This is a genomic window from Sphingomonas ginkgonis (genome assembly GCF_003970925.1).
In the GTDB taxonomy this organism is placed as follows: domain Bacteria; phylum Pseudomonadota; class Alphaproteobacteria; order Sphingomonadales; family Sphingomonadaceae; genus Sphingomicrobium; species Sphingomicrobium ginkgonis.
In genome coordinates this window covers 2,949,416-2,961,301 of the sequence record NZ_RWJF01000001.1, presented here as the reverse complement: position 1 = coordinate 2,961,301, position 11,886 = coordinate 2,949,416, and the positions used below count along the sequence as shown (strand labels likewise).

The 11,886-nt window shown below is 69.7% G+C and carries 13 protein-coding genes; 9 read left to right on the top strand and 4 right to left on the bottom strand.

The window, feature by feature from the left end:
- Window positions 1-69: 69 nt before the first annotated feature.
- The 3 genes from cysK to HMF7854_RS14240 form a co-directional block, all read right to left on the bottom strand.
- Window positions 70-996 (bottom strand): cysteine synthase A, encoded by a 927-nt coding sequence (gene cysK / locus HMF7854_RS14250; RefSeq protein WP_126719806.1) that lies wholly within the window; start codon window positions 994-996, stop codon window positions 70-72.
- Entirely contained in the window at window positions 993-2,255 is a 1,263-nt protein-coding gene (locus HMF7854_RS14245) for an MFS transporter (protein ID WP_126719805.1), read from the bottom strand. The genes cysK and HMF7854_RS14245 overlap by 4 nt, the downstream gene beginning before the upstream one ends.
- A 97-nt stretch (window positions 2,256-2,352) precedes the next feature.
- Window positions 2,353-3,249 carry an alpha/beta fold hydrolase gene (locus HMF7854_RS14240; RefSeq protein ID WP_126719804.1) on the bottom strand — a complete coding sequence of 299 codons (897 nt, stop codon included), beginning with the start codon at window positions 3,247-3,249 and terminating at the stop codon, window positions 2,353-2,355.
- Between the two features lie 149 nt (window positions 3,250-3,398).
- Between HMF7854_RS14240 and radA the strand changes: the two genes are divergently transcribed.
- The 6 genes from radA (at window position 3,399) to HMF7854_RS14210 (ending at window position 8,466) form a co-directional block, all read left to right on the top strand.
- A complete protein-coding gene (gene radA / locus HMF7854_RS14235) occupies window positions 3,399-4,763 on the top strand; it encodes a DNA repair protein RadA (protein WP_126720253.1) in 1,365 nt (454 codons plus the stop codon).
- Between the two features lie 270 nt (window positions 4,764-5,033).
- On the top strand, window positions 5,034-5,414 hold the full coding sequence (locus HMF7854_RS14230) for a DUF1801 domain-containing protein (RefSeq protein WP_126719803.1): 381 nt from the start codon (window positions 5,034-5,036) through the stop codon (window positions 5,412-5,414).
- 53 nt (window positions 5,415-5,467) lie between these two features.
- Entirely contained in the window at window positions 5,468-5,803 is a 336-nt protein-coding gene (locus HMF7854_RS14225) for a ribonuclease E inhibitor RraB (protein WP_126719802.1), read from the top strand.
- A 409-nt stretch (window positions 5,804-6,212) separates the two neighbouring features.
- Window positions 6,213-6,719: a CvpA family protein gene (locus HMF7854_RS14220; RefSeq protein ID WP_126719801.1), complete on the top strand. Its 507-nt coding sequence runs from the start codon at window positions 6,213-6,215 to the stop codon at window positions 6,717-6,719.
- Window positions 6,716-8,026, top strand: coding sequence for a cysteine--tRNA ligase (gene cysS / locus HMF7854_RS14215; RefSeq protein ID WP_126719800.1), 1,311 nt, complete (start codon window positions 6,716-6,718; stop codon window positions 8,024-8,026). The genes HMF7854_RS14220 and cysS overlap by 4 nt, the downstream gene beginning before the upstream one ends.
- Entirely contained in the window at window positions 8,023-8,466 is a 444-nt protein-coding gene (locus tag HMF7854_RS14210) for an iron-sulfur cluster assembly scaffold protein (RefSeq protein WP_126719799.1), read from the top strand. The genes cysS and HMF7854_RS14210 overlap by 4 nt, the downstream gene beginning before the upstream one ends.
- On the opposite strand, the gene HMF7854_RS14205 is transcribed toward HMF7854_RS14210, so the two are convergent.
- Window positions 8,435-8,962, bottom strand: coding sequence for a shikimate kinase (locus HMF7854_RS14205; protein ID WP_239017000.1), 528 nt, complete (start codon window positions 8,960-8,962; stop codon window positions 8,435-8,437). The two genes, HMF7854_RS14210 and HMF7854_RS14205, sit on opposite strands and share 32 nt — an antisense overlap.
- A gap of 83 nt (window positions 8,963-9,045) precedes the next feature.
- Here HMF7854_RS14205 and HMF7854_RS16200 point away from each other — a divergent pair, with 83 nt between their 5' ends.
- Genes HMF7854_RS16200 through HMF7854_RS14200 form a run of 3 tightly spaced genes read left to right on the top strand, consistent with a single transcriptional unit; the run spans window position 9,046 to window position 11,859 of the window.
- Window positions 9,046-9,180: a hypothetical protein gene (locus HMF7854_RS16200; protein ID WP_275402014.1), complete on the top strand. Its 135-nt coding sequence runs from the start codon at window positions 9,046-9,048 to the stop codon at window positions 9,178-9,180.
- A complete protein-coding gene (locus HMF7854_RS16125) occupies window positions 9,164-10,978 on the top strand; it encodes a hypothetical protein (protein WP_239016999.1) in 1,815 nt (604 codons plus the stop codon). The genes HMF7854_RS16200 and HMF7854_RS16125 overlap by 17 nt, the downstream gene beginning before the upstream one ends.
- Window positions 10,975-11,859, top strand: a complete 885-nt coding sequence (locus HMF7854_RS14200) for a tyrosine recombinase (RefSeq protein WP_275402013.1) — start codon at window positions 10,975-10,977, stop codon at window positions 11,857-11,859. The genes HMF7854_RS16125 and HMF7854_RS14200 overlap by 4 nt, the downstream gene beginning before the upstream one ends.
- Window positions 11,860-11,886 lie beyond the last annotated feature (27 nt).

The window sequence follows — 11,886 nt, the reverse complement described above, 5'->3', positions numbered from 1 at the left end:
ACCTCTTGGCGAGGTAGCATGCGCCGAAACGGGTTAATATAAACTCTAACTGGGTTTAATAACGCGCTCTTAGCTCTGCTCGGGAAGGAAATCCGGAACCGACAGGTAGCGCTCGCCCGTGTCGTAGTTGAACGTCAGGATCTTCGGCCGTCCGCCGAGCTCGGCGATCTTCATCTCGACCGCCGCCAGGCTTGCGCCCGACGAGATGCCGACGAGGATGCCTTCCTCGCGGGCGACGCGACGCGCCATCTCCTTGGCGTCGTTGGCGTCGACATCGACCACGCCGTCGAGCACGTCACGGTCGAGGATCGAGGGCACGAAGTTTGCACCGATGCCCTGGATCGGGTGCGGGCCCGGCTTGCCGCCGGTGAGGATCGGCGAGAGGGCCGGCTCCACCGCAAAGACCTTGAGGCCCGGCCACTCCTGCTTGAGGATCTCGGCGACCGCGGTGATGTGCCCGCCGGTCCCGACCCCGGTGATCAGCGCGTCGAACGGCGCATCGCGGAAATCCTCGAGGATCTCCTGCGCCGTCGTGCGGCGGTGCACCTCGAGGTTGGCGGGATTGTCGAACTGCTGCGGCATCCACGCGCCGGGGGTCTGCTCGACCAGTTCGCGAGCCCGGTCGACCGCGCCCTGCATGCCCTTCTCGCGCGGCGAGAGATCGAACTCGGCGCCATAGGCCAGCATCAGCCGCCGCCGCTCGAGACTCATGCTCTCGGGCATGACGAGGATCAGCCGGTAGCCCTTGACAGCGGCGACCATGGCAAGGCCGATCCCGGTGTTCCCGCTGGTCGGCTCGATGATGACGCCGCCGGGCTTGAGTTGGCCGGACCGCTCCGCGTCCTCTATCATCGCCAGCGCGATGCGATCCTTGATCGACCCGCCCGGATTGGCCCGCTCCGACTTGACCCACACCTCGGCACGGTCGCCGAACAGCTTGTTCAGCCGGATGTGCGGAGTCCTTCCGATCGTGTCGAGGATGCTATTCGCCTTCATGCCTTTGCCTCCTTGGCGCCGAGCGGCGCGTCGAAACTGCTGGCCTGGGCCAGTTCCGGAAACAGCCGGGACCACAGGATGACGATCAAGATGGCGCCGATCCCGCCGCCGACAACCCCCAGCACCGGTCCGATCGCCGATGCCAGGAAGCCGCTCTCCGCCTCGCCCAGCTCGTTCGAGGCCGAGATGAACAGCGACGACACGGCCCCGACCCGCCCGCGCATGTTGTCGGGCGTGTAGAGCTGGACCAGCGACTGGCGGACATAGACGCTGACCATGTCCGCCGCGCCGAGCAGCGCCAGGCAGGCGAGCGACAGCGGCATCGAGCGCGACAGGCCGAACGCGATCGTCGCGACCCCGAACACGCCGACCGCGAGCAGCATCTTCACCCCGACGTTGGTCTTCAGCGGGCGAAAGGCGAACCAGGCGGCGGTGAGCGTGGCGCCGAGCGCCGGCGCCGCGCGGAGGTGCCCCAGTCCGGTCGGGCCGGCGTGGAGGATGTCACGCGCGAACACCGGGAGCATGGCGGTCGCTCCGCCGAGCAGGACTGCGAACAGATCGAGGCTGATCGCGCCGAGCACGAAGCGGTTGTGGCGGACGTAGCGAAGGCCTTCGCGTGCCTCGATCAGCGGGTGGCGGCGCTCCTCGGCCGGCCGCGGCGGGAGCGGCGGGATCAGGAACAGGCAAGCCAGCGACAGCACGAACAGGCCAACCGCGACGGTGTAGGGGACGTGCGCGTGGATCGCGTAGAGGTAGCCGCCGAGCGCCGGCCCGAAGATCGCGCCGCTCTGCCACGCCATCGACGACAAGGCGATCGCGTTGGGAAGGATGTCGCGCGGGACGAGGTTGGGGGCGAGCGCGCCGAGCGACGGTCCGGCGAAGGCGCGCCCGACGCCCAGCAGCGCCGCGATCCCGAACAGGATGGGGAGGTTGATCGTCCCGCTGAAGGTCGTCCAGCCGAGCACCGCCGCGCAGAACAGGTCGACCCCGACCGCCCCGCGGGCGATCCAGCGCCGGTCGAACCGGTCCGATGCCCAGCCCGCGACCATACTGAGCAGGAACAGCGGCACGAACTGGACCAGCCCGACCAGGCCGAGCCGGAGCGAGGCCGCCTCCACCCCCATCGTCCCGCGTGCCAGGTCGTAGACCTGCCACCCGATGACGATGACCATCGAGAGGCCGCCCAGCGTCGAGGCGAGACGGCTGATCCAGAAAGCGCGGAAGGCGGGGATCCGGAGCGGCGGGGGAAGAAGGCTCACGCCGCGGCCGTAGGGGCCGGGGGGCGGGGCGGCAAGGGAGCGGCCGCGTGCAATATTGACCCGGGCCGGAGCGCTCCGGCCCGGGTCGTCCCGATCGTCAGTAGCGCTCGGTCAGCGTGAGCGGGATGGCGCTCCGCTGGTCATCCTGCCCGCTCGCCTGTGCGCCCCGGCCGTCGCCGAGGAAGGTGAGCAGGTCGTTGATCAGCCGCTCCTTGTCGGTCTCGGTCACGCCGTGCGCGCTGCCGTCATATTCGATCAGCTGCGCACCGGGCACCTCGTTGGCGACCACCCGGCCGGTGGCGTCGATCGGCACGGTCTGATCGCTGGTCCCGTGGATGACCAAGGTCGGAACGGTGAAGCTCTTGAGGTCGGGGCGGAAGTCGGTGGTGGCGAAGGCCTGCGCCGCCGCCAGCGTCGGCCGCAGCCCGGCCATCATCGCCTGCCGCCAGGCGTTCATCTCGACCTCGTCGCTGACCGGATTGCTGAGCAGCCCCGACCCGAAGAAGTCCTTGAAGAAGCCCTTGAAGAAGTGCGCACGGTCCTTCTTCATGCCTTCGGTCATCTGGTCGAAGGTCGACTGCGGGACCCCGTTGGGATTGTCGTCGGTCTGCGCCATGTAGGGCACGACCGAGCTGATCAGCACGGCTTTCTTGACCCGCCGCTGGCCCTGCTTCGTCAGAAAGCGCGCGACTTCGCCGCCGCCCATCGAGAAGCCGACGAGGCTGACCGGCTCGTTGACCCCGGCATCCTCGAGCACCGCCGCGACATCGTCGGCATAGGTGTCGTAATCATGCCCGTCCCACGGCTGATCCGAGCGCCCGAAGCCGCGCCGGTCGGGAATGATCGCGCGGTGGCCGGCTTCGACCAGGCGAACGGCGGCGTCATCGAAGGAATCGCCACTCAGCGGCCAGCCGTGCAGCAGGACGACCGGATCACCGCGGCCCCAGTCCTTGTAGTAGAGCATCGTGCCGTCTTTTGCCTTGGCGTAGGGCATGGCCGTTCCTTTCTGTCCGGAGTTAAGCGGGGTTAACGAGCATCCTGGAGCTCCGTTGCGCCATCGTCGGGGCGGCAGGACCAGCCGCCGCCGGCATGCGCCGGACGAAGGGGCTAGGAGAACAGAAGGGGACCGGCTAGGCTCGCATGATGGCCAAGCTCAAGTCCCGATATGTCTGCCAGGCGTGCGGCGGGGTGTCGTCGCGCTGGCAGGGCCAGTGCCCCGACTGTGCCGAGTGGAACACGCTGGCGCAGGAGGCGAACGTCATCGGCACGCCCTTCGCCCAGAAACATGACCTTCAGAGCGGCGGGCGGGCGGTCGAGCTGGTCGGGCTCGACGCGGTCGTCGCGCTGCCCAGGCGGATCTCGTCCGGGGTCGCCGAGTTCGACCGGGCGGTCGGCGGCGGGATCGTGCCCGGCTCGGTCATGCTGCTCGCGGGCGATCCGGGGATCGGCAAGTCGACGCTCCTGCTCCAGGTCTCCGCCCGCGTCGCGGCGGCGGGCGGCGGGGTCGTCTATGTCTCGGGCGAGGAGGCGGTCGACCAGGTCCGGCTCCGCGCGCTCCGCCTCGGGCTGGGCGGCGCGCCGGTCCGGCTGGCGAGCGTCACCTCGGTCCGCGACATCTTGACCACGCTGGGGTCGGGCGAGCCGCCTGCGCTGCTCGTCATCGATTCCATCCAGACGATGCATTCCGACCTGATCGAGGGTGCGCCCGGCACCGTCAGCCAGGTCCGCGCCTCGGCGCAGGAGCTGGTCCGCTTCGCCAAGGACCATGGCACTGCGCTGATCCTCGTCGGCCATGTCACCAAGGACGGCTCGATCGCGGGGCCGCGCGTGCTCGAGCATATGGTCGACGCGGTGCTCAACTTCGAAGGCGAGCGGTCGCACCAGTATCGCATTCTCCGCGCGGTCAAGAACCGCTTCGGGGGCACCGACGAGATCGGCGTTTTCGCGATGGAGAGCGAGGGGCTGAGCGAAGTGCCCAACCCGTCGGCGCTGTTCCTCACCCAGCGCGGCGAGCCGGTCAGCGGCACTGCGGTGTTCCCCGCGCTCGAGGGCACGCGGCCCGTGCTGGTCGAGATCCAGGCGCTGACCGTCCGATTGGCGAGCGGGGCCACGCCGCGGCGCTCGGCGGTCGGCTGGGACAGCGGCCGGCTGGCGATGATCCTCGCGGTGCTCGAGGCGCGCTGCGGGCTCAGCTTCGCGTCCGCGGAGGTCTATCTCAATGTTGCTGGCGGCTACCGCCTGAGCGACCCCGCAGCGGACATCGCGGTGGCGGCGGCGCTCATCTCCTCGCTGTCGGAGCGGCCGGTTCCCCCCGAGACCGTCGCGTTCGGCGAGATCGCGCTGTCCGGCGAGGTCCGCCCGGTCGCCCACGGCGCGCTCCGCCTCAAGGAGGCGGCCAAGCTCGGCTTCTCGCGGGCGTGGGTCCCGGCCGGTCTCGACGGCAAGGGCATCGAGCTCGCCCGCTTCGGCAATTTGCGCCAGCTGGTCGACCAACTGCTCGGACGGTGAAGCCGCTCGACGTCAGGATGAATGAACCGTCACCCCCGCGCAGGCGGGGGTCCAGCTGCCTTCAACGGTGAAGAGAAAAGCTGGATCCCCGCTTTCGCGGGAATGACGACGAGGGAAGGAGAGGGGAGTGACCGGGCCGAGTTCCTCCGTTGCGATGGACCATCGGCCCCCACCTTGCGCTATAAACCCCTGCGTCGCCCCCGCGCACGCGGGGGTCCAGCTGCCTTCGCTTGTTGACGAAGCGGGCATGACGGCCCGGAGGAGAGAAGAATGACTGAAGCCAGTCCGTCCGCCCTCATCGACCAGCGCATCTCCGACCTTGCCGACTGGCGCGGGGAGACGCTCGCCAGGGTGCGCCAGCTGATCCACGAGGCCGTACCGGACGTCGAGGAGATGTGGAAGTGGCGCGGGGTGCCGGTGTGGGAGAAGGCCGGGATCATTTGCACCGGCGAGAGCTACAAGGCGGTGGTTAAGCTCACCTTCGCCCATGGCGCGGCGCTGGCGGACCCGACGGGGCTGTTCAACAGCAGCCTGGAAGGGAATGTCCGCCGGGCGATCGACATCAGGGAGGGTGAGGAAGTCGACGAGGCAGCACTCAAGGCGCTCGTGCGGGAAGCGGCGTCGTACAATACTGCGAAGGAGAAGCGGTAAAGGAACGGCCATTAGGGGTGAAAAGCGGACACGAGCGCAGTATAGTCAATGACATGTCACTTACCGAAGAGAACGCTGAAGCTCTTGCTGACATTGCAGCACGAGGAACGGACCTTACCATTCGGCGAAAAGTCGACTTTGCCCACCGGCTCTACTCGGAGGCGAACGCATCTGGGTTCAAACATGCTGCTGAGAAAGCTGGCTACACCGTGCGGGTTGAAGTCCTTCCGTCGTCGGATTTAAGCGACGGCGGCGGCGTTTGGGACGTGACCGCCTCGTTAGAGATGGTGCCCGTCGTGGAAGATCTTACTCTGCACGAAGAGGTGCTGGGCGGACTCGTTCAAAAGTTCGATGGTCACTCGGACGGTTGGGGGTTTGAAAGCTCTTAGTGTCTGCTTTTCGTCGAGAGCGGACAGGCCGCTATGGGTCGCAAGCGGACGCGGCGATGACGCTAATCGGATGCTAGGAAACTACCTGACCTTCACCCCACGCGACGGCGGGGGGGCCCCCATTCGGGCGCACGTCGGAAAAGAAGCTGGATCCCCGCGTTCGCGGGGATGACGAAGAAAAAGAGTGGCGGCATGGCTGCGCCGGGTGAATCCGCCCTGATCGACCAGCCTACCGCCGTTCTCGCCGATCGGCGCTAAGAGCCTTGCTGGGCAGCATCGCGCCTCCGCTTGCGCCAGCGCGCCTAGGTCCCGGCTTTGGCCGGGGGACCTGTCCATTGGGTTTCTGCGTGAATGCTGAACAGGCCGCCCACCCTCGCCACCCGCATCGAGCTTTGCTAGCGACCCACCCGTGACCGCGCTCGACGTCTTTGTCCTCCTGCTGCTGGGCGGCGGGACCCTGATCGGGTTCGTGCGCGGCTTCGTGCAGGAAGCGCTCGCGCTCGCCGCGTGGATCGCCGGGATTGTCGCGCTGAAGCTGTTTCATGCCGACCTCGCGGTCTGGTTGTCGCATCGGGCGAGCCCCGGCGGCGCGTCGCTGCTGGCCTTCGCGCTGCTGTTCCTGCCGGTCTATGTCGCGGTCCGGCTGCTCGCCCGGCTGGCCGGGCGGACCGCGCGCAAGTCGGTGCTCGGGCCGGTCGACCGGGTGCTCGGCGGCGGGTTCGGGATGCTCAAGGGGCTGGTCGGGGCGACCCTCTTCTTCCTGCTGGCCAATTTCGCGACCGACATCGTCTACGGCGGCAATGCCGACCGGCCCGACTGGATGCGGACCAGCCGCACCTATCCTTTGCTGAACGCCACCGGGCGCGCCACGGTCAACTGGATCGAGACGCGCCGCCTCGCCCAGAAGAAAGCATGATCCAGCTTCACGACACGATGGCCCGGGCCAAGCGCCCGTTTGAGCCCGCCGATCCTAGCCGGATCACCATGTATGTGTGCGGCCCGACGGTCTACGGCCGCGCCCACATCGGCAATGCCCGGCCGGCGGTGGTGTTCGACACGCTCGCCCGGCTGATCCGCCACACCTATGGCGCGGACAGCCTCGTCTATGCCCGCAACGTCACCGACGTCGACGACAAGATCATCGCGGCCGCGGAGGCGGAAGGGGTCGAGCCGGCGGTGATCACCGAGCGGTTCGAGCGCCGCTATCTCGAGGACATGGGCGCGCTCGGCGTCGCTCCCCCGACCATCGCGCCCCACGCGACCGCCGAGATCGCGCCGATGGTGGCGATGATCGCCGAGCTGGTCGGGCGCGGCCATGCCTATGCGGCGGAAGGCCATGTCCTCTTCTCGGTGCCGAGCGACCCCAGCTATGGCGCGCTCAGCCGCCGCGACCGCGAGGCGATGGTCGCCGGGGCGCGGGTCGAGGTCGCGCCCTACAAGCGCGACCCCGCCGACTTCGTGCTGTGGAAGCCGAGCGCAGAGGGGGTGATCGGCTGGGACAGCCCATGGGGCCGCGGACGCCCGGGCTGGCACATCGAGTGCTCTGCGATGATCCGCGCGCACCTCGGCGAGACGATCGACATTCACGGCGGCGGGCTCGACCTCATCTTTCCGCACCACGAGAACGAAATCGCGCAGAGCCGCTGTGCCCATGGTGGCGCGCCGCTCGCCCGCTACTGGGTGCACAACGGCTTCGTCGATTTCGGCGCGGAGAAGATGTCGAAGAGCCTGGGCAACGTGGTCACGCCCAACGAGCTGCTGGCGCGGGGGCACAAGGGCGAGACGCTGCGGCTGGCCCTGCTGTCCGCCCACTATCGCCAGCCGCTGCCGTGGACCGAGGCGCTGGTGGCGCAGAGCCGGGCAACCCTCGACCGGCTCTATCGGGCCGCCGGCAGCGCCGAGAACGGGCAGGTCGACGCGGGCGTGGTCGAGGCTTTGTCGGACGACCTCAACACCCCGCTGGCGCTGTCGCGGCTGGCGGCGATCGACGATGCCGCCACGCTCCGGGCCAGCGCGGCCCTGCTCGGCCTGCTGACCGGCAGCGCCGACGACTGGTTCCGCGGCGAGGGCGACAGCAGCGCCATCGATGAACGGATTGCCGCCCGTGCCGCCGCCAAGAAGGCGCGCGACTTCGCCGAGGCCGACCGCATCCGGGCGGAACTGGCGGCTGACGGCATATTGCTCGAGGACGGGCCGCAGGGCACCAGCTGGCGCCGGGCGTGAGCTCGCCGCTTTACACGATCGACATTCTCCGGCTGGCGACCAGCGCGCCGCAGCCGTCGGTCGCCGATCCGCACGGCCGTGGCGAGCGGCGATCGCCGACCTGCGGCAGCCGGATCGTCGCCGCTGTCCGGCTGGCCGCCGATGGAACGGTGGAGGCGCTCTCGCAGGAGGTGCAGGCGTGCGCCTTCGGGCAGGCCTCGGCGACGCTGGTCGCACGGCATGCGGCGGGACGCAGCGGCGCCGAGATCCGCGGCGCCCGGTCCCGGGTGGCCGATTGGCTCGCCGGGCGCGGGGAGGCGGGCTGGCCCGAGTTCGAGCTGCTCGCTCCCGTCGTCGGCAAGCCGGCTCGCCACGCCGCGGTGCTGCTGCCATTCGACGCGCTGATCGCCGCGCTCGAGGCGGCGGAGCTCAGCCGTTCAGATGCGCCGACACCGCGGTGACCACCGCCTCGACCACCTCCTGGTGCGGCGAGTCGCTGGTCGGTACTCGGACATGCGCCTGCGCGTAGAAGGCCGCGCGCTGGGTCATCAGCTGCTGGAGGATCTCGACCCGGTTGCCGCTGCGGAGAAGCGGACGGTTGTCGCGGCGGCGGGTCCGTTCGGCGAGCACCTCGATCGGCGCGTCGAGCCAGACGGTGATCGCCTGCCGGTTGAGCAGGCTGCGCGTGTCGGGGTGGTTGAAGGCGCCGCCGCCGGTCGCGATCACCCGCGGACGTCCTTGGACCAGCCGCGCGACTACCCGCCGCTCGCCGTCGCGGAACGCGTCCTCGCCGTACAGCTCGAACAGCTCGCTGGTTTTGAGGCCGGTGGTCTTCTCAATCTCGACGTCGCTGTCGACGAACTCGACCGCGAGCCGCCTGGCGAGGCGACGGCCGATGGTCGACTTGCCGGCGCCCATCATCCCGACCAGCACGATCGATCGGTCAAGGCGGGGCACGGCGCGGTTCATCCCGACAGGGGCTATACACAGCGCTCCCGGCTCGGCAAAAGGCCGCTCTTCGTTCACCTGCAGGACCAATCATGCCGCGCGGCGCCCTGACCCTCGTCATTCTTCTCCTGGTGATCATCGGTGGAGCCTTCTTCCTCTCGAGGCGCGCCCATGAGGTCCCGACCCGCCCGATCGAGGTTGACGTCTCCAGTGCGCCGACTCGCTAAGGGACTGCTGGTCGCCACGCTGCTCGGTGCCGGCGCGCTGCCGGTGCTGGCGGTAGCGCAGGACCGGCCGGCCTCGATCCTGCCGCCCGGATTCGAGGCGAACGAGCAGCAGCCCGCCAACAACAGCGCGGCTTCGACCTCTCCGCCGCCGGCCACGACGACGACCTCCGCCGCGCCTGCGGCCAGCGAGGCGGATGAGGGCGACCAGCTGCTGGTGTCGAGCGACAGCGACGTCGAGGAGCTGAACCTCCCGCCGCCACCGCCGCCGGTCGAGATCCCGGAGTTCGCGCGCCGCGCCCCGCGCATCGCCGGAATCGCCGATCCGCACAGCTTTGGGCTCGGCGCGCAGCCGTGGGGGGCCGCGAGCGGCGCCTTCCTATCGACCCTGATGCGCCGCCTGGACACGCCGCTGCCCTCTCGCTGGCTGCACATCGGGTTGCGCAATGCGCTGATCGCGCGCGTCCCGGCCCCGCGCAACGTCAACCCGGTCGATTGGGCGGCGGAGCGCGCCTGGCTGCTCCTTCGCCTCGGCGAGGCGGACGCGGCCCGGCTGCTCGTCAGCAGCGTCGACACCGACAATTTCACGCCCAAGATGACCCAGGTCGCGGTGCAGGCCGCGCTGGCGAACGGGGACGCCGCCGCGCTCTGCCCGCTGCAGCCGCACCTCAAGGGCGTCGAGGACAATGTCCAGCCGGTCGTCCAGGCGATCTGCGCCGCGCTGTCAGGGTCGGCCGACACCGCCTCTTCCCAGATCGACGCGCTGCGGCGCCGCGGGCGGGTCGGCGGGATCGACCTGCAACTGGCCGGCAAGGTGGTCGGGGCGGGCACCAATACCGCCAAGGCGATCAGCATCGACTGGGATCCGGTGTCGGACCTCAGCAACTGGCGCTTTGGAATGGCGACCGCCACCGGCCTGCTGCCGCCCGAGCGGCTGATGAACGCGGCGCCGGCACGAATGATGGCCTGGCAGGCCCGCGCGCCGATGCTGTCGGCGGAGCAGCGGCTGCCGGCGGCGCGGGTCGCGACCGGGCTGGGCGTCTTCTCGTCCAACGCGCTGGTCGACACCTATTCCAGCATCTACGACGCCACCGATCCGTCCGATCTCGGCGACACCGATGCCTGGCAGGTGCGGATGGCCTTCGCCGGGCGGGACGAGAAAACGCGCCTCGGCGCGATGCGCAAGCTGTGGGGCCAGCGCGACAAGGAGCCGCTGCAGCTCGCCGCGTCCTGGTCGCTCCTCGCGCGCGCGGCCGCGGCGATCCGGCCCGACCCGGGCCTGCAGGACGATGCGGTCAACCTCATCGCCTCCATGCTGGCGGGCGGGCTCGACCAGCAGGCCGGGCGGTGGGCCTCCGCGGTTCGCCAGATGGATGGCGAGAAGGGCGATCGCGCCTGGGCGTTGCTGGCGCTCGGCACGGAGGGCAGCGGGGTCGACGTCAGCGCCGGGCGCGCCAACGACTTCATCGGCCGCGACGACAGCCGCTATCACCAGCGTAGCGCCTTGCTGGTCGCCGGCCTGGCGGGGCTGGGGCGGATCGACGTCGGGGAAGCCAACCGGCTGTCGTCGCGCAACGACCTAGGTCTGGGCGAGACCGGGTCATGGTCGCGCCTCATCGATGGCGCCGCGCGCCGCGGCCAGACGGCGACCGTCCTGCTGCTTGCGGCGAGCGGCATGCAGACCAACAGCTTCGCGCGGGTGCCGGCGGCGAACCTTCTTCACGCGGTCACTGCGCTGAGTGCCGTCGGGCTCGACTTCGAGGCGCGGATGCTCGCGGCCGAGGCGCTCGCCCGTTCGTGAGCCCGGCGGACCGGGCCCTGGTCGACCGGTTCTGCGAGATGCTGGCAGCGGAAGCTGGCGCCGCGAGGAATACGCTGCTGGCGTACCGGCGCGACCTCGAGGCGGCCGGTGATGCGCTGAGCGATATCGGCACTGCGTCACCCGAGGACCTCGGCCGCCTCGGCGCAGCATGGGCGGAGTTGGCGCCGGCCACGGTCGCGCGCCGGGCCGCGGCGCTGCGCCGCTTCTATGGCTTCCTGCTCGACGACGGGCTTCGTCCGGACGATCCTTCCGCCGCGCTGCCGCGGCCGATCACGCAGCGACCGCTCCCGCGCATCCTCGACGAAGGTGAGGTCGAGCGACTGTTCCGCGAGGCGGAACTGCGCGCCCAGTCGGATGAGTTCCTCGCAGTCCGCAATCTTGCTCTACTCGAGCTGCTCTACGGGTCGGGTCTGCGCGCCACCGAGCTGGTCAGTCTTCCCCGCCAAGCGATGCGGCGGGAACAGCCGTTCATGATCATCAAGGGCAAGGGCGGCAAGGAGCGGCTGGTGCCAATCTCCTCGCGCGCCCAGGACAGCGTCCGTCGCTGGCTGACGTTCGTCCCGACTGACAGCCCATGGCTGTTCCCGTCGGGCAAGTCGCACCTCAGCCGGGTCCGGCTGTTCCAGATCATCCGGCAGATGGCGGGTCTGGCCGGGATCGCGACGGACCGAGTCAGCCCGCACGTGCTTCGCCATGCGTTCGCCACGCATCTGCTCGGCGGCGGCGCGGACCTGCGCGTCCTCCAGGCGCTGCTCGGGCATGCCGACATCGCCACCACCCAGATCTACACGCACGTCGACAGCGGACGGCTGGTGCAGCTGGTGAACAGCCGTCATCCGCTGAGCGACCGAACGCGTTGACCTTGCGGCGAGCCGAGCCTAGGCCCG

Excerpts from the sequence above, each read along its gene's own strand:
- cysK (WP_126719806.1), bottom strand. The coding sequence starts at position 996 with ATGAAGGCGAATAGCATCCTCGACACGATCGGAAGGACTCCGCACATC.
- HMF7854_RS14240 (WP_126719804.1), bottom strand. The coding sequence starts at position 3,249 with ATGCCCTACGCCAAGGCAAAAGACGGCACGATGCTCTACTACAAGGAC.
- radA (WP_126720253.1), top strand. The coding sequence starts at position 3,399 with ATGGCCAAGCTCAAGTCCCGATATGTCTGCCAGGCGTGCGGCGGGGTG.
- HMF7854_RS14230 (WP_126719803.1), top strand. The coding sequence starts at position 5,034 with ATGACTGAAGCCAGTCCGTCCGCCCTCATCGACCAGCGCATCTCCGAC.
- HMF7854_RS14225 (WP_126719802.1), top strand. The coding sequence starts at position 5,468 with ATGTCACTTACCGAAGAGAACGCTGAAGCTCTTGCTGACATTGCAGCA.
- cysS (WP_126719800.1), top strand. The coding sequence starts at position 6,716 with ATGATCCAGCTTCACGACACGATGGCCCGGGCCAAGCGCCCGTTTGAG.
- HMF7854_RS16200 (WP_275402014.1), top strand. The coding sequence starts at position 9,046 with ATGCCGCGCGGCGCCCTGACCCTCGTCATTCTTCTCCTGGTGATCATC.